Genomic DNA, 23,854 nt, shown 5'->3' with positions numbered 1-23,854 from the left:
ACTCGACGGAGGTGTTCATCGATCATTGTGCGCGACCCGGTGCCGTCTGGATGTCAGACGGCACCGGAGGACGTCAGGGGCAGCTCTCCGACAGCTTGACGACACCGAAGTCGATCTGCCCCTCGACCTCGCCGGTGACCTGCTGACCAGCTGGGATGTTCTGGTCGCAGACCAGCCAATCCCGGTCCAGGAGCTGCATGCGGCTGCCCAGGGCGTCGTGCGACGTGCTGTACATGACGCCGAGGGTCTGCATTGCATCCTGCGCGTCCTGCAGCACCTGCCCGGTCATGTCGGGCATGGGGAAGTCGACCACTGCTGCGGTAGTCGCCGGCGCAACCGGTGCCTCCGCAGGCGTCGTAGGCGACACGGTGGTCGGAACCGGTGCAGGAGCGGGAGCCGGTGCCTCGTTCGTGACGGTGACGGTCGCCGGGCTGGCGACCGCCTCGTCCCCTCCGCCGCAGGCGGCGAGGAGCGGTAGGCCGGCGGCCAGGAGGAACGCGATGCTGGTGTGACGCTTCACAGGGATCCCTCATGTGCGGTTGCTGGGCGAGGGAACGCTATGACCACCCGAACCCAAATCCGAGTCGCACATGTGCCGAAACTCGATCCGGATTTCAGCACGCCGACTCCTGAGCCACCGGGAGCATCACCCGCCACCTGGCGCCAGGGGTGCGAGTGGTGCGCGTCCGGTCGCGGCGTGCGCGCCAGGCATGTCCTCCTAGCATGGCGCCGTGTCAGGCGACCTCTCACTCTTCGGCGAGGACCAACCGGATGAGCCGGTTCAGCCAGTCCCCGCTGAGCCATCGATCGCAGACTGGCTGGTCGATGCAATCAGAGAAGCCCTGGCTGCTCGCGGGCTGGTGACCATGGCCGAGCGACAAGAAGCGATCGAGTCTGTCGCCGGGAGGCCCGTCGAGTCCCTGCGTTCGCTGACCCGCGCAGAAGCACTGCGCGTGCTGACCCACCTGACTCCCGAGCCAGCGGCGCAGACGGGATCGACGTCGGCGTGGGACGGCCGCGACGAGGACACCTGGATCGACCGACTCTGAGAGCGGGCTGTTCGCGGCGCCACCGAGCGCTGTCAACGCGAAGCAGTTCAGTTGACGAGGTCGTCCAGCAGCTGCTGCGTCTCCGGATCGGTCGAGTGCAGGTAGACGCCACGGAGACCGCGCGTCAGCAGCACCTTGTAGACGTTGCGCACGAGCACGTCGAAGTCCGCATCACTGACCCGCTGCCTGTTGCGGAAGTCCGGGTCTCGGTTGGCACTGCGGACCGCGACCCACCGGTCTGTGCGCCACACCAGGTCGGGGCCGAGCAGGACGCCGTTCCACTCGTACTCAAAGCCCTGCGCGGTGTAGACGCAGCCGACCTGGCCGAAGCCGCGGTCGTCACTGGCCCACAGGGCGGCCGGCGGGGCGTCACCGACCGAGCGCTCACCCTTGAGGTTCCACGGACGGGACCAGTCGCCGATCGTCACGTCCAAGACGAGTGACCCGTCGGACCTGGGGTCGCTCCACGGCCAGCAGTAGCCGGCAGCCATCCGGGCGTTCTGGTGCTGCGCCAGCTTCTCAGCCAAGGCTGTTTCCATGGCCGACGGCGACGGCGCCGTCCGGACCTCGAAGCGTTCGTCCCCGGACCACTTCTCCGGACCCCCCGGAGCTAGACCGAGCAGCCGCTCGACCCATTCGACGTACTCGGCGCTGCCACCGCTGCGGTACTGGGTCGCCAGGTCGATCTCGTGGACGCCGATGCCGCGTTCGCGCGCGTGCTTCTCGATGTCCTGGACCGTGCCCATCTCCCCGGGGCGCACGACCTGGTTCTGATCGAGCAGGAACACCGACACGAAGGCTGCGTCGATCAGCTCGTCGATCTGCCGCCTGTCGCTGCGCAGCTCGGCCTTCGTCCAACGGTTGGCCGATGTCTCCCGCAGTCGGTGCGCCTCGTCCGCGATGAGGACGTCGAGACTGTTCTTGGCGACGTCCATGAACTGGTTGAAGTACCGGAACAGAGCGGCCGTGCGCGGCGCTCGGCGGCCGGCCACCTTCCGCAGCGTCTGGGTGAACGACCGAGAGCCGGTGGCGTGCGCGACGCGGACGCCACCTCGGCTGAGTTCACCGAGCAGGGAGAGCGCGATGACGCTCTTCCCGCTGCCAGGCCCGCCCGAGACGATGACGACCGACTTGTGGTCGCCTCCGCGGGCCTTCTCCACCTCATGGAGCACCAGGTCGAAGGCGACTCGCTGCTCGTCGAGGAGCACGAACTGTTCGCGCGTACGGATCTCCTCCGCCGCGACGGCGAGCAGCTGCTTGCTCGGGGCGACAGAGGACCGCAGCAACCGGTCGGCGTGGACCGATGCGTTGCTGGGGGAGAGGCGGTACCGGAGGAAGTCGTGGAAGTCGCCGCGCTCGCGTCCGGTGAACAGGCGGCCCAGCTCGTCCTGGGGGTAGCCGCGAAGCGCACTGACGCGGTCATCGGTCGCGTTGTGCAGGTAGGCGGTTCCGGCGAGGACGTCGGTCGTGCCGTGCAGGACGCCGAGGAAGTCGAGCAGGTACTCGCCGTAGTAGCGCACTTGGGCGACCGGGTGCAGCACGGGGCGGTTGCCGTACGTCGGCTGGACGACGAGCTCCGGCTCGTCCTCGAACAGGGTTGCCTGTGTCCACTGCTTCAGCTCGAGGACGACGTAGGACGGTCCGCCGCGGCGCGGGTGTTCGCCGGCCAGGATGACGTCGACCCGCTTGCTGGACAGGGGGAGCTGGTACTCGAGCAACACTTCGACGCCGCCCAGCCCGGCTTGCTCGAGGTCGGCGGCGAGAGCGGTGAGGCTGGCGTCCCAGGAGCGCATCTCGCCGGCTGAGGGCGAGCGGTTCATGCGGTGCGACATCTGAGTCGCCAGCGTGGACGCCAGCGAGCCGGTGTGAGCGAGCGTCTTGAGGCCATGGCCGGACGTGCGAAGAAGTGGCAAGGACCTGTCCCCGGGCAGCACGAATCAACGTGCGGGTGGGGGCATGTCCAGGGATCGGAAGCCAGTCGAACCGCGTAGTCGTCACCCTAGACGGGATGCCGGTCACCTCCGGTGACCGATACTCCATCGGTGAGCGACCTGGCTGACCTGACCGCCCGGATGCGTGAGTTCACCGAGGTCCGCGACTGGGGTCGCTTCCACGACCTGAAGTCCCTCACGCTCGCGCTGGTAGGCGAGGTGGGAGAGGTCGCCGAGCTCGTGCAGTGGCTGCCCGCTGAGGAAGCAGGCGGGACAGTGGAGGGCAGTCACCTGCGTACACGGTTGGGGGAAGAGCTGGCGGACGTCCTGCTCTACCTGGTGCGGCTGGCCGATGTGGCCGGTGTCGACCTCACTGCTGCGGCTCGGGCCAAGTTGGAAGCGAACAGCCAGCGCTTTCCGGTCGCCACCAACCTGGGCGTCGCTCCTGTCCGCGACTGACGCGGACGTCGGAGTGTCGTTCCACGCTCTTGCCGGCTGCCTCGCATAGTCAACGGGCCGGCGCGATGGGTGTCGGCGCAGCGAGCACGGCCCAACGGGCTTTCTGTGGGCGGCTAGGGGACGAGCACGGCAGCCACCTGCGCGGCCAGGGGGGGCGGGACGCAGTTACCCAACTGTGCCTGCACGCTGCCTCGTGCTCCCACCAGCTCGAAGTCGTCCGGGAAGCCGAACAGTCTCTTGATCTCTCCTACCCGAAGCCGGCGATTCTCCCAGTGGAACGGACCAACGTACGGACCGGGTTGAGCCTGGATTGTCGGCGCCGGACGGGTCGGGTCGAGCTTCAGAAGGAAGGACCAGAACTTACTGCGCCATGCGAACTGAGGATCCGGGTGCCCCTTTTCAGCGGTGTAGTGCAGGTAGTTGCCGCCTGGAGGAATCTCTTCTAGTAAGTGACCAAACTTCCCCTGCACCTTCTCTCCCGGTTCTGGGTCGCATATGAGTCCCGCCAACGCTTCTCCCGCGGATACGTGCGCACGATCCGAGTGACCGGTCGCGCGACGCTCCCACTTGCCCCCGTGGCTGGCGTCGGGGTGGGTGGGTACCGGCAGTCCCTTTTGCACGCCGATGACGAAGAGCCGTGGCCGCGCCTGGGCGACGCCGTAGTCAGCGGCGTTCAGCACCTTCCATCGATAGTCGTAACCCGCATCGTTGATCTCGCGGAGGAGCCGCTCGAACGCTGGACGGGATGCCCGGTTGTTGTACGTGAGCGCGTAGACGTTCTCCAGGAGGAACGCTCGCGGCTTAGCCTCGGCCAACACACGTGTGTAGGCCTGCAGCAGGCTCGCGTCCGGGTCGAGGCCAGCACGCTTCCACTCAAGGTGGAACCCGCTCTTGCTGAACGGGGTACACGGCGGCCCGCCCACCAGGAGATCAGGTCGCTCGCTTCCAGTCAGACCCGCTGCCCGAAGGATGTCCTTGGTTGGGACGTCAAGGATGTCCTCTTGGATGACAGGGGACGCAAGCGTAGGGAAGTTCTTCTCCATGGTGGCGGCCGCGTCCGCGTTGCGTTCGACGGCGGCTCGGACCTCCCAGCCCGCGGCTTCGACACCTAGATCCAGCCCGCCGGCGCCCGAGAAGAGACTGATCGCTACGCCCTGAGTCACGAAGCGAGTGTCTCAGGCCCCTCTGACAGAACCCGGAGGCTCACCGCCGAGGCTCCTGGCGGGCGACCGCCCAGTCCCTGGCGTCAACAGCTGTACCAGCGTCGGTACCGAGCCGGCTCCGATGTCTGTGAGGTGGACTCAGACGTCGACGTTCCCTACCGGCTGCTCTCAGGTCACCCATCGGGTCGGTACCGGAAGGACTGCGCGGCTGCGCGCGTATGGCCGCTAGGAGCTTGCTCAGTGGTAGACGGACAGCTGGATCGTCGCCCGAGCGTCTTGCCTGCACCTGCTCCTGTCCCCGGCGGCTTCTGTCGGGTGATCGAACTGGCCACTGCTGGTTGGTCGCCGGGACTGTTGAGGACCTTCAAGTGGCCGGTCCCGTACGCAGGTTCGACCTGTCGGTGCACCCCGACATCGACGGCAACCCGGGTGTACCTCACCCCCTCGTAGCTACGCTTCATCTCGACTCGTGATCTTGAGGTGGACAGGGCCCAAGGTCGACACCCTCGCCATCGTTCGGTCAATACTCATGTCGTCGTGGTCAGCGTGAGAGCCTGCCGCAGTGCCACCTAAGACATGCGCCGAAGCGACGTTGGGTGTGACATGACAGCCCGCATCGATCGGATCCTTCACGTTGCCGCCTTGGTGGGACATGACGTCCTGGAAATTGAGGACGTTCGAGACGGCTGGCCCGCGTTGGCAACGCTTCATGTAGAACGAATGCAGCTTCGTTTGGCGCTCTTCGTGGGAAGTCTTGGCTCGGGTGGCAGACGCCGCGATGACGTTGAGCGCCGCTTCCAGAATCCCGGCCAGAATCGTCCCCTTGTCGGAGTCGACGGTCGGGCGTCCGTCCTACTTGCTCTGTGGGATCAGGACGATCGCCTGCGTGTAAGTCGGCCGATCATTGTTACCTACGACGCCGATCGTCGTGACGGTCTCATGACGCGATGGTCGGCGTTCGCCCCTGTCAGCACGCTGATGGATGCTCAGGCGACGGGGTGGGCGACACATGTCAGCGATTCGGGGGAATCGATCCGCTGCATGGTGCCGGCGTTACTCCCGGCCGCAATCTTGGCGGATGTCGAAGAAATTGAGCTCGAGCAGCTACTAGTACAGACGGCCGTCGAGGCGTCCGGGCTGCTCGAGGAGCCGGAAGGAGCGGCCGTCCCGGACAGCAGTCCGTCGGCCCTGCGCGCCCGACGCGCGACCTACTCGCTGGTACGTGACGCGAGATTCGCGAGACGGGTCCTTGACGCGTACGACGGGAGGTGCGCGATGTGCGGCGTGGGTTTGCACCTCGTGCAGGGTGCGCACATTTATCCGGCATCCGCACATGGGTCACTTGATCGGCCGTGGAACGGGTTGTCCCTGTGCGCGAATCACCACCTGGCTTTCGACCGTTACCTAGTCGCTGTACACCCTGTTGAGCGATACATCGTATTTCACCCAGACGTGCTGGAGGCGGCGCAGACAGACCCAACCGCACGTGCTTTCATCGAAGGAACCTTGACGGAACTGCGACCATGTGCAGCCAGGGCGGTGCCGAAACCGGAAATGTTCCATCGCCGCTACGCCCACTATTTTGATGAGTACGAGTGGCTCCCCGCAAACTTTAGCTTCTAGCGGCCGCGGCTCAATAGTGAACCTGGTAGCCGAGCCGGCTCGTTTGCTGATGTGGTTGAGAGGGTTGCGACGACCTGCGCTGACACCGGATGGGTCCTGCGTCCAATCAGTGGTCACTGTGGCGCACCCATCGTCGGGGGCGTGTCGCCAGACATGTTCGGCCAAGTCGATCACTGGGACGCCGTCGCAGCGCTGAGAGTCCTCGACGAGAAGTCGTTGGCGTTTGGCCAGACCTCGCCTTTGCGGGGGCTTGACGGCCCCGGGACGGTTCTTGGGATCCGGTCACCACGCCCGGACAATGACGCGCCGGCGGGCATACTTCGATCGCAAAATACCCTCATCGCTAGATCAAATGATCGCGAAGCACAGCCGTCCCCACTGCAACAGCAGTCCCATTGGGGCCGACACCAACTCGAATCGCGGTCGAGGATCGCCGTCATGTGATTAGTTTGCGTAACGGACGCGGATAGCCGCGTACTCGTATGACTACGGGGGACCGATGGGCTCGCTCAGCACCGGAGGCGGTAGCAGTGCCGTTGCCGCATCCGCGCACGCCGGCTGCGAGCGATTTCGGCGCACGGATCCGCTGATCACCAAGGTGAGCCGCAAGAAGCTCGCCTCGGACCTTGGTGCTCCCGATGTCAGTGCTGGCATCCCCGAGGCGCGATGGATGCGCGCCATGACCTTCGAGCGGCTCGTCCACTCGGATCGGTTCGTCTCCGAGCTGCTCACCAAGGCGGTTGGCCAGCTCGGGCTGCCGCGGCCTGGAGGCGTCCGGCGGCGATCGGGCAAGGTCCTGGTCGACATCACGGCCGCTGAACTGGCAGCGGCTCACGCTCGCGCCGCCGAGGGACACGCCACGATGCTCACCGAGCTCGCAGTCCCCTTCGTTGGCTTGGAGGGGCAGGCTGGCGCCACGCCGACCAAGCCAGACTTCGCCATCGTCTGCCCGCGGGTGGTCGACGGCGATGGTGCTGGCTCGTGGCTGATCATGGGGGATGCCAAGGACTACGAGCGGGTGCGTTCGCGCATCGACGACGCTCGGTTGCTCAAGGGCTTCCTGCAAGTGGCGCTCGGAGCTGAGTCCGCTAAGGCGTGGAGCAAGTTGCCCGCTGGGATGGTCGTGCACGAGTGGGGTGCGTTGGCTGTTCCCCGCAACGCCTTCCTCCAGCCCGAGGCTGTCGTCGAGAGGCTCGATGACCACCGGGCCGAGGTCAGGGCACGCGCAAGAGAGCGCACCGATGCGTTGGCCGCACATGACACCTACGCCACCGACACGAATGATCCGACCGGGTACGTCCAGCACCTCGAGGCCGAGTACGACCCGAGTTCGTGCCCCACCTGCAACCTCTTCACGTACTGCCGCGACGAACTCCGCCAGGCAGCAACGCCAGACGCCCTCCTGATCGAGCTCGGCGTGGAGCGGCTGACACGCCCGGCGGTGCGTGGCCTCGTGGACGGCACGGGTGTGGTCGCTATGGCATCGCCCCAGGTCTTGGCGAACATCCGGGCGACGGCCAGCGGGCTCCCTGAGTGGACGACTCGACGCCGCGTCGACCCGGTGGGATTGCCGGGCGCCATCAACGTCGTCCTGGCGAAGTCCGATGCCGCGGCCCTTGGTGTGCACGGGATTGCCGTCCAACAGGTCGGCGCCAGCGGACCTGGGGCGTGGCGGCGACTCACCTTCCTCGAGCCGCAGGCGCTGCAGACCCGGACGGCGGTCATGGGCGTGATCGGTGCGGCGCTGCGAGAGGTCCGCCACGCCGGAGCTGGGCCGGTGCACCTCGTCGTCCCGGACAAGCCGACCGCAGACCTCCTGGTCTCCATGGCGGACTCGCTGGCCGGCGTGGAGCTCAGCCGGTTGCGCTGGCAACACGACCTCGACACGGGGCGATCGCCGCTGACTTTCGACGGGGAGCTGGCTGAGGTGCCCGCGGCGCTCGGCGATGACGAGCGACTCGCGGTGAGCTTCTTGCTGGAGGCAGACCGGGCTCGGGCGATGTCTCTCCGTAGCGCCATCGTCGACCTCCGCGGGGTGCTCGCGACCCACGTCGTCGCCGGCGGCCCGTCCAGCGACAGCGGGCGTCTTGACTACCTCGTCCGTTGGGCTGGGGCGAGCCAGCCGGTCCAGCACCGCGACATCTCCGATGAGATCGCCCAGCAGCTGCACACGCCCGGGGCTCGGCTCTCCAATGAAGCCTCCGACGAGATTCATGCGGCGCACCGGCGCCGGACGACGGACGAGGCTGCTTATCGGCAACTGGTGCACGCTGCGATCGACTACCGGATCAGCGTGCACGAGCAGGCGACCGCAGTCCTCGACGCGCTCCCCATCTCCAAGCTCCGAGCTGTCCACCGGGTTCTGGAGATGGACGCGCAGGAGGTGTGGGGCAGACGGGTCGCGCTGCACGCCTCGGATCTGGTGCGGTTCTCCCGGACTTTCCCCGCCTGGCGGAACGCCCAGGTCGACATGCTGGACGCCGACAACAGGTGCGCCAGCCAGCTGACCATGCTCGCCGATACCGACTGCGCGTTGGAGCGGGCACAGGACGCGGGTGTTCGTGAGCTGGCAGAGGCGACGGTGCTGACCACCACCCCCCTCCGGCTCCGAGTCCGCTCTCGGCGGCTGGTCGAGGGATCCTCGGTCGTCGTCCTGCACGTCAACGACGCACCGGTGGTCGAAGAGGCGAACACCACCGTGCAGACCCAGAAGGGGAGCTTCAAGTTCGGACAGCTGCCGATCGGTCCCCTCACCCGGGAGGCCGACGCCGAAGGGCTGCGATGGTCACCGGGAGTATCAGTGCAGCTCCAGGTGGGCGACCGGCTCATCCTGGCCGACGCGTCCTGGTTCAAGACCTTCCGCTCAGGTCACGAGATCGCCATCGACCGACCCAAGCTCGACGAACGAGCAGCTCCCAAGTCCACCTGCACCCCCTCGTCGTTCGCCTCCGATCCGCCCCAACACCGGTGGTGCTGCCGGCCGCATGAGGACGCCGAGGCGGAATGGTCGGACACGCTCGCCGCTCGCCGGGCTCGGGGAGAGCTGAACCCGCAGACGTGGCCGCCGCTCATCGACGAGGACCGGTTCGACGTCGGAATCAACGGCCCTCAACTCGTGACGGCCGACGACGGCACGGCCGTACCGGCCGATCTGACCCTCGACGACATCGAGTAGGCGCGCATGAGCATCCACTTCACTGCGCCGATCCATGAGGTCATCGGCGACCGCCATCACGGTGCCGCAGCGGCCGGCAACTTCGCGGCTGCTGAGCAAGCTGTGGCCGCGCTCACGGACGCGTTGAGCGGAGGTGGCGAGCACGACAAGGTCCTGCTCAGAGCCGCAGCTGGCGCAGGAAAGTCGTTCGCTCTCGTCCGGATGGTCAAAGAAGCACTCGAGCACCAGGCGTGTGCCCGAGTAGCCATCACCGCCTTCGCCAACAAGCAGGTCTTTCCCTTGGCGGGCCGGCTCGGTGACGAGCTGGGAGCAGACCGCGTGTGCCTCTTCGTCGCGAAGGACCGTCAGGCCCAAGTGCCGCCGGAGGTGCAAGCGAAGGTCACCATTGCGGTTAGAACCACCGAGATCCCAGCCTCGGCGGAGGTCGTGCTCGGGACGTCGCACAAGCTGGGAGCCTTCGGCGAGCGCGGCCGGCTGATGAACCACCTCGGCGCCGCGGCCAATGGCGACCGCATCTTCGACGTGCTATTGGTCGACGAGGCCTGGCAGCTCGCTATGCACCGCTTCAATGCAGTCGAAGGCTTGGCGCCGCTCGTCGTTGGCGTCGGCGACGTGGGCCAGCTGCCTCCGCTCGACCCCGGTCGAAATCCCTGGCGCGGCGATCCCGGCTACAACCCCTACCGGGCGTGGCCGACGGCATACGAGGACAAGCCGACGACCTTCGTCGTCGACCTGCCGGCGGTGTGGCGGCCCACGGCTGCGCAGTTGCCCCTCTGGCGAGCCTTTTACAACGACTGGGAGGAACTCGACTGTGTGGCCGCCCCCGGCGACCGATCCCTCGAGCTCCCCCTCCTGGCCGGCCCCGCGGCGGACGTGTGGAGCGCAGTGGCTACAGGCCGGCCAACGCTGTTGGAGGTCGAGGGCCTGGACGAACCGGATGCTGCCGACATCGACCCGCCACTCCTGGGGGTCCTGGAGGAGTTGCTGTTCCCGTTGCTCGAGGGAGGCTTTGCGGTCAACGAGCGGGAGTACGACGACACCGGTCAACCGAAGGACGGAGTCCGCCGAGTCGAATCTTGGACGCCCACGGGCGATCCACTGATCGTCATTCTGGCGACGCGCAACCAAGCGGTGGACGACGCGGCGGAGATCGCGGACCGGCTCACGGAGAAGCTCTCGCTCCCCGACGGCGTGATCCAAGCCTCGACCGTCGACTCCTGGCAGGGCCAGACCAACCGGTTGACCGTTGCCGTCCATCCATTGTCTGGGGCGTCCAAGCTCGACGACTTCAACTCGGCCTTCGGTCGCCTTGCTGTCACCTGCACCCGCGCAACGCATGGACTGCTCATGGTCGCGCGCGCGGGGCTCGATGACCTCCTGGTGACGGCGCCGCCGCGTCCTGGGACTCCGTTCGGGGAACCAGGCCCCCGCTCGCTTCCGCGACAGACCCACCAACGGATCCTTGGCAGCTTCACCCGCGGGACATGGCACCACAACGGAGCTACCGCTGCCAGATGACTGGCCGCGCTGGAGCAGGCACTTAGGGTGTCAGCGGAACGACGGGGGAGTGCAATGGCAGAGGAGCGCGGTCGCCGGTGACTGAGACGCTGGAAACAAGCCCGATTCTCAACGGGCCGTACGACCCGCCGGGGCGCTACTACGAGATGGGTTCCAGCGGCCGCACCAACACGATCATCGAGGGCCGCCGCCCCAGCGAGTCGTACATCCCGATCCCAACGGCCCGCAAGGGCAACGTCAGCGCTACGGGCTTCGTCCAAGACGCCATCGACTTCGATCTGACCGGCGAGCGGCGCGAGCGCAACAGCTTCGTCAACGACCTCCGCCGTGAGGTCGAGCGGTGGCGGCATCGCGACTACGAGCGGGTCACGCCCACCAGCCGTAAGTTGCTGCAGCACTGGGCCGATCCGGACCGCGAGAACCGCGTCCTGTTCGCGCAGCGAGAGGCGGCCGAGACCGCGATCTTCCTCGCTGAGGTCGCCGGCCGGCACGGTTACGCGGACTGGCGTCGTCAGATCGACGAAGCCAACGGCGACCACAACTCAGGGCTGCCGCGGGTCGCACTGAAGATGGCGACCGGATCCGGCAAGACCGTCGTGATGGCCATGCTCATCGCCTGGCAGACGGCCAACAAGGTGCTCAGTCCGCGGGACGCGCGCTTCGCCAAGCGGTTTTTGATTGTGGCACCCGGCATCACCATCCGGGATCGCCTCCAGGTGCTCCAGCCCGGGCACCCCGGCAACTACTACGACGAGCGCGACCTGCTGCCGTCGGACCTGCGCGCCGCGGTGCAGCAGGCGCAGATCGTGATCACCAACTACCACTCCTTCCTACTGCGCGACGCCAAGGAGATCAAGGGCGTCGCCGCCAACACGAAGAAGATCCTCCTCGCCGGTAAGGCGGAGGATCCCTTCAAGGAGACGCCAGAGGCCATGGTGGCCCGAGTCCTGCGCAACTTCGCCGGCCGGAACGAGCAGATCGTCGTGTTCAACGACGAAGCGCACCACTGCTACCAGGACAAGCCGATCCCGGCCGCCAAGGGCGCTCCCGCGTCACAGACCAAGGAAGACCTGGAGACGGCGCGCGTCTGGTTCAAGGGTCTGCAGGCGATCCAGCGCAAGGTCGGCATCAAGACGATCTTCGACCTGTCAGCGACGCCGTTTTACCTCGGGGGGTCCGGCTACTCCGAGGGCTACATCTTCCCGTGGGTGGTCAGCGACTTCTCCCTCATGGACGCCATCGAGTCGGGCATCGTGAAGATTCCGCGCACCCCGGTGGACGACGACGCGACCGGCAATCTGGTCACCTACCTGCGGCTCTGGGACTACGTCGGCGCGCAACTCCCCAAGAAGAGGCTGTCGTCCACCGAGTCCCTGCACGGGTGGGTGCCGCCGGCTGAGCTGGAAGGCGCGTTGAAGAGCCTCTACAGCAGCTACAACAAGGCCTTCGATCACTGGGAGACGACGCTCGCCCAGCACGGTGAGCCGCCGCCCGTGTTCATCGTCGTCTGCCCCAACACGGTCGTCTCCAAGCTGGTCTATGACTACATCGCCGGGAAGGAGACGGACGGCGGTGTACTCGTCCCAGGAGAGCTGGCGCGCTTCAGCAATGCCAAGGACGGCCAATTCCTGACTCGACCGCGGACCATCCTCGTCGACTCCGCACAGCTTGAATCCGGCGAGGCCATGAAGCCTGACTTCAAGCAGGCCGCGGCCGCCGAGATCGAAGCGTTCAAGGCGGACTTCCGGCGCCGCAACCCGGGCGCGGATGCCGAGTCCCTCACCGACGAGGACCTCCTGCGGGAGGTCATGAACACCGTCGGTAAGAAGGGCAAGCTGGGCGAAGGTGTGCGCTGCGTCGTCAGCGTTGCGATGCTGACCGAGGGCTGGGACGCCAACACGGTGACCCACATCCTCGGCATCCGCGCATTCGGCAGCCAGCTCCTGTGTGAGCAGGTGGTTGGACGTGGACTTCGCCGGCGGTCGTACGCGCTAGGCGAGGACGGCAAGTTCGAGCCCGAGTACGCCAACGTCTACGGCATCCCCTTCGCCTTCATCCCGAGTGACAAGACCGGTCCTGACCCATTGCCGCGCCCGCCGGCGATCATGGTGGAGTCACTGCCGGGACGTGAGCACCTGCGGATCGAGTTCCCCAAGCTGGATGGGTACCGAGTCGAGATCCCGGACGAGCGGCTTATGTTCGACGCGTCAACGGCGGAACACTTCCCCATCGGCCCGAGCACCGTGCCGACGCGTACGGACGTCGAGGGCGTCGTCGGCAAGGGTGAGATCGTCACCGACGATGAGGCGCAGGGACGACGCCGGCAGGAGGTTGCCTACCGCCTCGCGGCCCGGCTTCTGCGGACACACCTCACTGCGCTGGGGGATGACCCGCGACCGTGGCTGTTTCCTCAGCTGGTGGAGATTGCGCAGCAGTGGCTCGAGCAGTGCGTCGACATCGCCCCTGGCTACGCAATTGGACACCTGCTGACCTCAACTGAGGGCCAGGCCGAGGCTGCGGAGGCCATCTACGGGGCGATCGCGGTCCAGGTGGGCAACCGTCGCGAGCGACTGCGCCCAATGATCCGGCGCTTTGATCCGGTCGGATCGACGGCCGAGATCGCCTTCCCAACCCGCAAGGCGGTCGTGCCGGCGGATAAGTCGGAGGTTAGCCACGTCACGCTGGATGGCAAGGACGGCAACACGTGGGAGCAATTGCTCGCGGACGAGTGCGAGCTGCACCGGGACGTCCTGTCGTACGTGAAGAACGACCATCTCGGTTTCGTGATCCCGTATGTGCACAAGGGCCGGACTCACTCCTATGTCCCTGACTTCCTGGTCCGGCTGGAGTCACGCGAGGACGACGTGGTGCGGACGCTCATCATCGAGGTCTCCGGCGGCCAGAAGAGTCCCGGTTCGACCAAGGCGAAGGCCGACACTGCGCGCGACCAGTGGTGCGTGGCGGTCAACAACCACGGCGGCTTCGGGCGTTGGGGCTACGTGGAAATCACCACCATGCTGGGCGTTCGCGCCCGACTGTCCGAGGCCATCGACTCGCTCTACGCCGACGATCCCATCGTCGGCGATCCCGATCTGCTCGACTATGACGAGGTCACACGTGGTGCGTAAGCCGAACGGTCCGAAGATGCCGACGCCGGTCGAGGCGATCGAGCACCGGGACACCCGAGTCAACCTGCCGACAGCCGACGCGGTCGAGGACTTCGGGACGCCGGAGCTCGACGCGGTTCGTACGGTCGCCCTGGCTCGGGACCCGAGTCTGGACCCGCAACTTATCTGGAAGGGCAAGTACCCGGAAGGCGACCCGGCCGCCGGCACCGACCTGACGGTCGATGCTCCGCCGATCTACATCCAGGAGAAGATCGATCCTCGGGTGCTAGTCGAGAACCTGCGGAATACCGCTGCGCTGGGTGAAGGCGAGCCCGAACTTTCACTCTTCGAGAGCTTTGACGGCCTTGATGACCTTGACATGATCGATTACTACCAGCACCAGGCGAACTGGTCGAATCGCATGATCCTCGGCGATTCGCTGCAGGTGATGGCCTCGCTCGCTGACCGTGAGGCTCTTCGCGGCCAGGTGCAGATGATCTATATCGACCCTCCGTATGGGATCAGGTTCGGATCAAACTTTCAGGCGTCCGCTCGGGATCGAAATGTCAAGGACGGCAAGCTCGACCACGCCTCTCGTGAAGCTGAGCAGATTCGCGCTTTTCGAGACACCTGGGAGCGAGGTATCAACTCGTACCTGACATACCTCCAAGATCGGCTTGTAGTGGCGCGGGAGCTGCTCACCGATTCGGGCAGCGTGTTTGTGCAGATAGGCGACGAGAACGTTCATCTGGTGCGCAGCCTGCTAGACGAAACTTTCGGTCGAGAGAACTTCATCGCTTCGATCGACTACTTCACGACTAGTGGCCGAGCATCCGACTTCCTCGACGTGGTCAGCGACACTCTGCTCTGGTACGCCAAAGACCGCGGTGTAGCCAAGTACCGCAATCTGCTCAAGCCCCGCGCGGAGAAGACGCTGCGGGAGCAGTACACGCGCGTCCTCTTGGCGGATGGCGCCTTCCGTTCTGCAACGGCCGACGAGAAGTCGGGAAAGGTTGCCCTTCCCGCGGGCGCGCAATTCTTCATGCCCGGGGATATGTCATCCAGTGGGATAACCGAAGATAGCGGGTCGTACGACTTCAATGGAAACTCATACTCGCTTGCTCCCAACACGCATTGGAAGACAAACCGGCCCGGCCGCGATCGCTTGACGATTGCTGGAAGAATGATTCCAGTCGGTAAGCGACTGCGATATGTCCGGCTAGCGCACGACTTTCCCTGGGCGCCGTACACCAACGTTTGGGACGACACGGTCATTAGCGGCTACGCGGACGCGAAGACGTACGTCGTCCAGACCTCGCCGAAGGTCGTCGAACGGTGCATGCTGATGTGCACGGATCCCGGCGATCTCGTCCTCGACCCCACTTGCGGTTCGGGTACGACTTCCTACGTTGCAGAGCAGTGGGGGCGGCGGTGGATGACGATTGACACCTCCCGTGTGGCCCTCGCGCTCGCTCGTCAGCGTCTGATGACAGCCCGGTTCCCTTACTACTTCGTCGCAGACTCGGCTGAGGGGCGGGCTAAGGAACAGCAGGTTACTGGCAAGTCGCTACCCGTCTCTGAGGTAACAAATGACATCCGGCACGGTTTCGTGTACGAGCGGGTGCAGCACATCACCCTAAAGTCGATCGCGAACAACCCGGACATTCGAGAGGGCCTGTCGCGGGCGGACATTGATGCGGCCGTCAAGCGGCACGCGGACTTCGAGGTGCTGTACGACAGGCCGTACGAGGACAAGTCGAAGGTAAGAGTTACCGGACCGTTCACAGTAGAAAGTTTGTCGCCGCACCGGTCGTTGGCGTTCGCCGGTGGACCAGACGATGTCGAGCATCGAGAGACGATCAGCGAGCAGACCGCTGCCGCTGACGCGTCGGCGCCAACGTTCGAGCAGTCGATCCTCGACAACCTCGCCAAGGCGGGGATCCAGAACGGCAAGCGCAAGGAGCGCATCCACTTCGCTGGACTTGAGCCGTACGCGAATCCCTACATCCAGGCCATCGGCGAGCGCGCCGAGGCGGCCGAGGGTGAGGAAGCGGCGCCGAGCCGGGTCGGCATCGCGATCGGTCCCCAGTACGGGACCGTTTCGCCGACCTTCATCAAGTCGGCCGCTCGTGCGGCCATCCGCGCCGGTGACGTGGACCTACTGTGCGTGCTCGGCTTTGCCTTCGATGCACAGGCCACCGAGGTCACCGAGTCCGACGGCGTCACGGTCGAGAGCACCGACGAGGGCTTCGCATCGGTCGCCGGTGAGCGCACTGTCGGCCGGATCCGTGTGCTGCTCGTGCGCATGAACGTCGACCTCTTGATGGGGGAGGACCTCGCCAAGACCGGCGCCGGCAACCTGTTCACCGTCTTCGGCGAGCCGGACATCGAGCTGCGCTCGACCGACGACGGTCAGGTCGTCGTCGACCTCAAGGGTGTCGACGTCTTCGACCCGACCACCGGTGAGATCCGCAGCGACGACACCAGCCAGATCGCGCTGTGGATGGTCGACACGAACTACAACGAAGAGTCGTTCTTCGTCCGCCACTGCTACTTCACCGGCGGCAACGACCCGTACAAACGGCTCAAGGCGGCGCTCAAGGCGGAGATCGAGCCGGATGCCTGGGAGTCGCTGTACCGCACCGAGTCTCGGCCGTTCGACAAGCCCGACACCGGCAAGATCGCGGTGAAGGTGATCAACGACTACGGCGACGAGGTCATGAAGGTCTTCCAGGTCTGACCAACAACGGCTGATCGATGGGTGGAGCGGGATGGTCCGCTCCACCCATCGGTCACACAGCCGATTTGCACAGCACCTTCACGTCGCAGCTGCGGCACGGCGTCCCCGGCTTGGGGGCGTACTGGCGCTGGCGCATGCCGTGCAGCACCTCGTTCACCTTGGTCTCTGCTGTCGTGATGGCTGATGACCCCACGTCGACGGGCTCTCGGGCGCCCCGCTTCAAGTCGTGCACGTAAGCGCCGCGCACGTCCAGACCCTCGCGACGTCCTGCGTCGGCATATACCTGCAGCTGCAGGTCGTAGATTCCTTCCTCGCCGGTCGACGTCTTGTAGTCAACGATCGCCAGGCCGGTGGTCACGCCACCCTCCTGGTCGAGGATCACGTCGGCCCGGCCGGACACCACGGCATCGCCGAGGTGAAGTTCGAACGGGCGCTCCGTCATCCATACGCGCTGCAGGTCCGATTCGTGGTCCGCGATGTAGCGGTTGACCAGCCGCCGCGCGGCGCCCTTCATCAGGCGGTGCGCCGGTTTGTTGGCGGCCGGGAGGAACAACTCGTCGTCCAGGATCTGCTCGACCGTCGCGGTATCGGGTGCAGCACCCGTCTTCTTCGTGTGCTCGGCGATCGTCCGCATCACGTGGTGCACCGCTTTGCCGTACCCGAGCTCGGGGGCCAGTGTCGGCTGGAAGCCGAGGACATTGCGGAGCCGGTACGCCAACCCGCAGACGTCGTAGGCGGCGAGCTCGCTGAACGTCACCTGTAGGAGTGCTTCGCCGTCGGCCGCTGATGACGTCAGGGTGGGAACCGAGATCGGGAGCGTCATGACGAGGTGGTTAGGAATCTCGTCCCAGTAGGGAGACGACCTGACTCGGTTCTTGGTGACTCGCTCATGACGCGACAAGGACAGCCAGTCTCGGGCGCGAGTCATTGCTACGTAGAAGAGTCGCCGCTCGTCGGCGTCCGAACCCTCGTAGCGGTCGGCGTCGAAGAGCGTGCGGTCGATCAGCCAGGGCTGAGGACGTCCGGTTCGAGACGAGGGGAAGCGGGACTTGGTGAGGGACGGGACGAAGACGGCGGGCCACTCGAGGCCCTTGGCGCTGTGCACCGTGGTGAGGTCTACGGCGTCCGTGTTGATGTCCGGTTCGCCGTCGAAGCCCTCGTAGGCGCCGTTCGCGTAGTTCGTGATGTGGATGGCGAGGTTCTTGTAGTACCAGAGCCCGCGGTCCTGACCACCGACCTGTTCACCCGGCGTCGCGTCGTCAGGGCGCGCCCGGCGCCGCACGGACTCGTAGTCAGCCAGCAAGGTCGTGAAGCGAGCCAAGGTGCCCAGGCGGGTGACGGCGTGCATGTCGTCGTGGTCCCAGTGCTTGCAGCCGAGTACGTCCACGAGTTGGTAGAAGTCGCGAACGAGGTCGACGCGCCGTTCCTGCTGGTGGACGGCGCTCTTCCACTCGTGCAAGAGCCGCCGCAGTGCGCCGACCGCCGAGCTGGGGAGGGTGAAGGCGGCCTCGTAGTCGGCCACGAGCCCGTCCTCGGTGATGACCTGGGACTGCACGCCGAAGCCGGCCGGCCGGTAGTCGTGATCGACGAGCCAGCAGTAGGTCTTGCCCAAAACCTCTGCCTCTGGCCGAGCGAACAGCCCGGTCCGGCCGGCCGGTTGGACGGGGATCCGAGCGTCCTCGAGCGCGGTCAACAGCGCTGGGTAGCTGGCTCGGCCGCGAACCAGGATGGCGATGTCCCGGTACGCCAGGCCGTTCTTGTGCAGGTAGAAGATCGCCTCGGCGATCTCGGCCGCCTCTTCTTCCTCGTACTCGGCATGCCACTTGACGACCTCGGCGCTGCCTAGGGTCGGCCGGGTGGGCGCCATGGCTTTGGCGAGCCGGCCTGGGATCGACTGGGCGAATTGGTCAGCGGACTCGACGATCGTCGGCCGGCTGCGCCGGTTGGTAGTGATCGAGAAAGTCGCGACGTTTGGGTACCGCTGGGCGAACGAGGTGATGTTGCCGACGTCGGATCCGCGCCAGCCGTAGATGGCCTGATCGTCGTCTCCCACCACGACCAGGTTCACGTCCGGGCCGGCCAGACGTTGGATGAGCGCTTCCTGAGCCGGGTTGACGTCCTGGTATTCGTCGACGATGAGGTGTCGCAGGTTCGCCAGGACGGTTTGCAGTACCTCAGGGCGGTCGAGCTCGGTCACGGCGCGAGCGATCTGTTGCCCGTAGGTGAGGAGCCGGTACTTCTCGAGCGAGGCGTAGTACCGCTCGAGGACGCTGCGGAAAGGGGCGTCGAGCTGGCTGGGTAAAAGCAGCTCGTTTTCGACGACGTCCAGGTTGTCGAGGAAGGTGCGAATCGACTTGAAGAGCGTGCCGTCGATGGTCTTGATGTCCAGGCGGGTCGCCTCGCGAACGAGGAAGGCGGTCAGCTGGTTCTCGTCCAGTACGTCGAACGTCTCGTAGCGCGGCACGTACGTCTGCAGCAAGCGGAAGCAGTAGGCGTGGATGGTGCCGACGTAGAGGCCACCGAGTTGGTCCAACGCCTGGGGTCCCAGTCGCTCGGCGACGCGCTCGCTGACGCGTTGCTTGAGCGAGGCGGCCGCGCGCTCGGTGAAGGTGAAGGCGACGATGCTGCTGGCGGGCGTCCCTTCGGCCAGCAGCGCGGCGACCCGTTGTGCGACGACCTCCGTCTTTCCTGAGCCGGCGCTCGCGATGATCTGCACATGGCTACCACGGTGCTGCACCGCAGCCAGGGACTGGCCTTCGAGAACTGGTGCTGCCATTCGATTCCCCCGTGCTGGAACGCGGACCAAATGCTCGACACCGCGACCGCGGAGCTGAGGTCATGCAAGCCCGCGATGGCGGCAAGAGCAAGCATCCCGTGACTCGATCACCACGAAGAGTCCTCCGGTCCCCGTTGGGTCCGTTCCCTGCCTCGGCGCGCTCAATGACGGCGCGTCCTCGGTCCAGCCCCTGATGTGACTTAGGTTGACGTCCTCGGCCGCCTGTCTGGAGCCATGATCAGCGACGGCTCGACCACGTCAGGAGATCCCGTGAAGGCCCAAACGCTCACGCCGGCTGCCCTCTTCGGCAGTCACATCCGCTACGTCGTCCCGCTCTTCCAGCGGCCGTACGTGTGGAAGCGCGACGAGCAGTGGGCGCCGCTCTGGGAAGACGTGCGAGCTCTGGCGGAGAAGGTGCTCGAGACACCGCCCGGGTACGGAGCTCCTCCGGTGCCCCCGCACTTCCTCGGGGCGATCGTGGTCGATCAGCAGGCCAACGCATCTGGCTTCATCCAGGTTCGGCACGTCATCGACGGGCAGCAACGCCTGACCACATTGCAGCTGCTCCTCGACGCCGCGCAGGAGGTGACAGAGCAGCACGGCACTTCTTTGGACGCCGAGACCCTCAAGGTCCTGGTGCTCAACCAGCCGCAGGTGACTCAGCACCCGGACGAGATCTTCAAGGTGTGGCCGACAGACCGGGACCAGGCAGCGTTCCGGGCGGCCATGGACAATGAAACGTCGGTGCCTGCCGACCTGGCGTCCTCACGCATCGCCCAAGGACACGACTTCTTCGTCCAGCAGATCACTGACTGGTGCGAACCCGCGGGCGACCCGGACAAGGCAGCGGCGCGGCTCAGGGCGCTCGCGCAGGCACTGCACGCCCACTTGAAGCTGGTCATCATCGACCTCGAGCCCGGCGACAATGCCCAGGTCATCTTTGAGACCTTGAACCACCGCGGGTCCCCGCTGCTCGCCGCCGACCTGGTGAAGAACCTCGTCTTCCAGGTCGCACAGGCACAGCAGCTCGACGTCCCTGCGCTCTACGCCGCACATTGGCGCCAACTGGACAGCGACTACTGGCGTGAGCTGACGGCGCAGGGGCGGCTGTTCCGCCCGCGCATCGACGTCTTCCTCAACTACTGGCTCGCCATGAAGCTCCTCCGCGAGGTCCCGAGTGACCGGATCTTCGCCGACTTCCGGGATCACGTCGCTGTCGGAGCCGCGAGCATTCCCAATCTCTTGGCTGAGCTGGCCAGGGACGCAGAGGTCTTCTCGTCACTGGAAGCCTTGCCCGCTGACTCGGTGCCCGGCCGCTTCTACTACCGCGTCATCAAGGCTCTGGACACCAACGCCGTGACTCCAGTCCTCCTCTGGCTCCTACGGTGGCCGGTGGACCAGCTCCCCGTAGAGCAACGGGACAAGGCACTCAACGCCATCGAGTCGTGGCTGGTCCGCCGGACCCTGGCCCGGCTGACGGGCAAGAACGTCAACCTGGCGGTCCTCGAGCTGCTCAGGGCGTTGGACAAGGGCGGTCCGACGACCGCCGGCGACACTGCGGTGAGCTTCCTGGCTGAGCAGACGGCCGCCGCCCGGCTGTGGCCTGACGACGGCCTGGTCAAGTCCTCACTCGAGACGGGGCCGGTGTACACCAGCCTCCTGCGCGCCCGACTGCGCATGATCCTCGAGGCGCTGGAGGACGACCTCCGCACCGCCTACGGCGAGGGCCAGTCAGCACCGCGGAACCTGACGATCGAGCACGTCCTCCCGCAGTCCTGGCAGGCGAACTGGCCGATGGACCCGGACGACGTCGCGGGCGCAGTCGAGCGCGAGCGTCTGGTGCACCAGCTGGGCAACCTGACCCTCGTCAGCGGTCGGCTCAACCCCGCGCTGTCCAACCGGCCCTGGGTCGATGGGGCGGGGAACGGTAAGCGTGACTACCTGCTCGAGCACAGCGCGCTGAAGCTGAATGCCAAGGTCGTGGCTGAGCACCCTGACGCGTGGACCGAAGACGACATCCGTGCGCGCACCTCAGCACTGACAGACAGGCTGCTGGCCCTCTGGCCGCGTCCCGCCGGCGTTTCGTCCGTGCCACTCGCCGAAGCCGAGGTGGAGCCACGACCCGCGGCGGCCGCGGACGAGCAGGTGGCCGAAGACGAAGACCCCAGCATCGCTCCTCACACGGGCAAATACCGGCTGCTGTACTGGTGGCTGAAGGCTCAAGACGGGGACGAGTTGCCGCTCGACTTCGAACAGGTCGAGCAGATCGCCGGCACCGCACTGCCACCCTCGGCTCGCCTGCACCCTGCGCACTGGTACGGCTACGAGGGCAGCGCGATCGCCCGAGCGATTCGGGACGCTGGCTGGAAAGCTTCCAAGGTCGACCTCCCGGCCCAGCGCCTCTCGTTCATCAGGGCCTCGAGCGACACGTGACGGCGCTGGGTGACTGAGCTGCGTGGTCAGCCCACTGACTGATCCTCGCGGGATTGTCAGCGGGGTGGCCGCCCGATACTGCGGATGCACCCTCAGCCATCGTTGACACACGTCCCCGCAGCCCCTTCTTGCTCAGTTCCGGCGACACGTCACTGCGCCTGGTCCGTCGGTCCGGCAGTGACGATTACCGACGCCGGACCATTCCTCACAGCTCGGAGCGAAGTCTCAATGACCGTTGAAGACCAGAGTTCGACGTTGGCGCGAGCGGGACAGGACCTCGTTGAGCAGCTGCTCAAGGTCGGGATCAACGGCTTCGGCCCGTTCAAGAGCGCGGCTGAGTCGGCGGCCGAGGCGTCGTCGGGACGAACGACCGACCAGGCGGTGAGCGCCCTTGTCCGCAACCACGCTGCTGCCGCTGGCGCGCAGGGCTTCGTCACCAACCTCGGTGGCTTCATCGCCATGCCCCTCACCCTCCCCGCGAACGTCGGTGCGTCCTACCTGGTGCAGACCCACCTGGCCGGCGCCATCGCCGCTGCGCACGGGCATGACCTCGACAGCGAGGAAGTTCGCACCGCCGTGCTCCTCTGCCTGGTCGGCAATGCGGGCACAGAGGTGCTCAAGCAGGTCGGGATCAAGGTGGGAAGCCAGGTGAGCATGACCGTGATCAAGCGGATCCCCATCACGGTGATCCGTCAGATCAACAAGAAGGTCGGCTTCATGCTCGTCGCCAAGTACGGCACCAAGCGGGCGGTGATCACCCTCGCCAAGGGTGTTCCCCTCGTTGGTGGAGCCATCGGCGGGGGCATGGATGCAACCGCCACGTGGGCGGTCGGTTCCCTCGCGGACAAGGCGTTCACCGTGGGCCAGGACTCTGTCGAGCCATCGAGCCCGGCCCCGGCGTGACATCCGCCTGTCCCTGATCGGGCTTGGACGGCACGTCGATCTTCCGCATGTGGCCCGTGTGCTGCGTGGGGCAGGCGTCCACCCCATCCGGTGACTCATTGCTCCTGCTGCCTCGAAACGTCACGGGGAGATGGCAGGGTCCGTTCCGTATCGACGGCGGAGTCGAGCGCGCACACGGGGAGCAACAGCATGCGGATGTTCGATCCTCGACGCCCGCGTCGCTCGTCGACTCAAGCGTATCTGCGGGTGGACATCACTCACCGAGACCACCGGCGCCTGCGGCGACGTTCGGCCGGCATCTGCGGCTGACGCGCCGTTGGTCGGCCGAGCTGGTGGCTGCCGACGAGCTCGAGCTCCGATTGTTCACTCTGCCTTACACAGATGGCGAATCTGCGAAAGAGAGGGACTCTCATGCCAGCTAGCAAGATTCAAAACGAGAAAGAAGTCCTGCGATGGTTCGCAGAGGGACGCACCTACGCCTGGATGTCGGAGTACTACCGGCGGATTTATGACATCGAGATCGGCCCGACGGCCTGGGGGAACTTCCGTCAGCGGCGAGGGCTAGGGCGCCGACAGGCGATGAATGACCAACTGATCCCATGGCAGGTCCGGGCCGAGCATCGGAACACCTATCCGTTAGGAATGCTGCGCATGGAGTGCCGGCGCCTGGACGGCTTAGAGATGCGCGACGTTGCCCTCAAAAGGCTGCAGGCGTGGAAAGAGAAGCTCCGGGTCGAGGGACTCGTTGTGCACTACGACCCGGATACGCCTGAGGGCTTCAGCTATCTGCCCAGGTGCCCCCATGATGAGGACAGCTTGATCCGCCGACCGGCCACAAGTACGCGAGTACGTCGGCCGGTCGGCCCCTGACCGGTCGTGGCCGTCGAGGAATCATCGTGCGGCTGCACGCTCAAAGCAGACGACCCGCCATCTCCAAGCTCGTACGGGCGAGATGTCGCCATATCGAGCGTCTGACC

14 protein-coding genes are annotated in these 23,854 nt (G+C 66.0%); 10 read left to right on the top strand and 4 right to left on the bottom strand.

Translation table 11 applies throughout. The features are described 5' to 3' along the window. Positions 1 to 73 precede the first annotated feature (73 nt). On the bottom strand, positions 74 to 298 hold the full coding sequence (locus O2V63_RS12005) for a hypothetical protein (RefSeq protein WP_269167754.1): 225 nt from the start codon (positions 296 to 298) through the stop codon (positions 74 to 76). A 433-nt stretch (positions 299 to 731) separates the two neighbouring features. On the opposite strand from O2V63_RS12005, the gene O2V63_RS12000 reads away from it, so the two are divergent. Next, positions 732 to 1,049, top strand: a complete 318-nt coding sequence (locus O2V63_RS12000) for a hypothetical protein (RefSeq protein ID WP_269167753.1) — start codon at positions 732 to 734, stop codon at positions 1,047 to 1,049. A 47-nt stretch (positions 1,050 to 1,096) separates the two neighbouring features. On the opposite strand, the gene O2V63_RS11995 is transcribed toward O2V63_RS12000, so the two are convergent. Then, positions 1,097 to 2,869 carry a DUF2075 domain-containing protein gene (locus O2V63_RS11995; protein ID WP_269167752.1) on the bottom strand — a complete coding sequence of 591 codons (1,773 nt, stop codon included), beginning with the start codon at positions 2,867 to 2,869 and terminating at the stop codon, positions 1,097 to 1,099. 222 nt (positions 2,870 to 3,091) lie between these two features. Between O2V63_RS11995 and O2V63_RS11990 the strand changes: the two genes are divergently transcribed. Further along, on the top strand, positions 3,092 to 3,439 hold the full coding sequence (locus O2V63_RS11990) for a nucleotide pyrophosphohydrolase (protein WP_269167751.1): 348 nt from the start codon (positions 3,092 to 3,094) through the stop codon (positions 3,437 to 3,439). Between the two features lie 113 nt (positions 3,440 to 3,552). Here O2V63_RS11990 and O2V63_RS11985 read toward each other — a convergent pair whose 3' ends face one another. After that, entirely contained in the window at positions 3,553 to 4,602 is a 1,050-nt protein-coding gene (locus O2V63_RS11985) for a DNA cytosine methyltransferase (protein WP_269167750.1), read from the bottom strand. 603 nt (positions 4,603 to 5,205) lie between these two features. Here O2V63_RS11985 and O2V63_RS11980 point away from each other — a divergent pair. The 5 genes from O2V63_RS11980 (at position 5,206) to O2V63_RS11960 (ending at position 16,765) form a co-directional block, all read left to right on the top strand. Then, positions 5,206 to 6,225 (top strand): HNH endonuclease, encoded by a 1,020-nt coding sequence (locus O2V63_RS11980; RefSeq protein WP_269167749.1) that lies wholly within the window; start codon positions 5,206 to 5,208, stop codon positions 6,223 to 6,225. Between the two features lie 499 nt (positions 6,226 to 6,724). Next, the gene (locus tag O2V63_RS11975; protein ID WP_269167748.1) at positions 6,725 to 9,400 is read left to right on the top strand and encodes a hypothetical protein; all 2,676 of its coding nucleotides are present in this window, start codon (positions 6,725 to 6,727) and stop codon (positions 9,398 to 9,400) included. A 6-nt stretch (positions 9,401 to 9,406) separates the two neighbouring features. Beyond that, a complete protein-coding gene (locus O2V63_RS11970) occupies positions 9,407 to 10,918 on the top strand; it encodes an AAA family ATPase (protein WP_269167747.1) in 1,512 nt (503 codons plus the stop codon). Positions 10,919 to 10,995: 77 nt separating this feature from the next. Beyond that, a complete protein-coding gene (locus O2V63_RS11965; protein WP_269167746.1) occupies positions 10,996 to 14,046 on the top strand; it encodes a BPTD_3080 family restriction endonuclease in 3,051 nt (1,016 codons plus the stop codon). Next, entirely contained in the window at positions 14,036 to 16,765 is a 2,730-nt protein-coding gene (locus O2V63_RS11960; RefSeq protein ID WP_269167745.1) for a site-specific DNA-methyltransferase, read from the top strand. Before O2V63_RS11965 ends, O2V63_RS11960 begins: the two co-directional genes overlap by 11 nt. Before the next feature lie 52 nt (positions 16,766 to 16,817). On the opposite strand, the gene O2V63_RS11955 is transcribed toward O2V63_RS11960, so the two are convergent. Beyond that, positions 16,818 to 19,541: an ATP-dependent helicase gene (locus O2V63_RS11955; protein ID WP_269167744.1), complete on the bottom strand. Its 2,724-nt coding sequence runs from the start codon at positions 19,539 to 19,541 to the stop codon at positions 16,818 to 16,820. A 270-nt stretch (positions 19,542 to 19,811) separates the two neighbouring features. Between O2V63_RS11955 and O2V63_RS11950 the strand changes: the two genes are divergently transcribed. From O2V63_RS11950 to O2V63_RS11940, 3 genes are all read left to right on the top strand, one after another. Next, positions 19,812 to 21,974, top strand: coding sequence for a DUF262 domain-containing protein (locus tag O2V63_RS11950; protein WP_269167743.1), 2,163 nt, complete (start codon positions 19,812 to 19,814; stop codon positions 21,972 to 21,974). 228 nt (positions 21,975 to 22,202) lie between these two features. Continuing rightward, positions 22,203 to 22,877 (top strand): EcsC family protein, encoded by a 675-nt coding sequence (locus O2V63_RS11945; protein WP_269167742.1) that lies wholly within the window; start codon positions 22,203 to 22,205, stop codon positions 22,875 to 22,877. A 411-nt stretch (positions 22,878 to 23,288) separates the two neighbouring features. Next, positions 23,289 to 23,747 carry a hypothetical protein gene (locus O2V63_RS11940; RefSeq protein ID WP_269167741.1) on the top strand — a complete coding sequence of 153 codons (459 nt, stop codon included), beginning with the start codon at positions 23,289 to 23,291 and terminating at the stop codon, positions 23,745 to 23,747. The last annotated feature ends 107 nt before the right edge of the window (positions 23,748 to 23,854 follow it).

Origin of the sequence: Modestobacter sp. VKM Ac-2977 (assembly GCF_026968045.1) — a bacterium.
Classification (GTDB): Bacteria; Actinomycetota; Actinomycetes; order Mycobacteriales; family Geodermatophilaceae; genus Modestobacter.
This window is presented reverse-complemented; position numbering and strand designations above follow the sequence as displayed.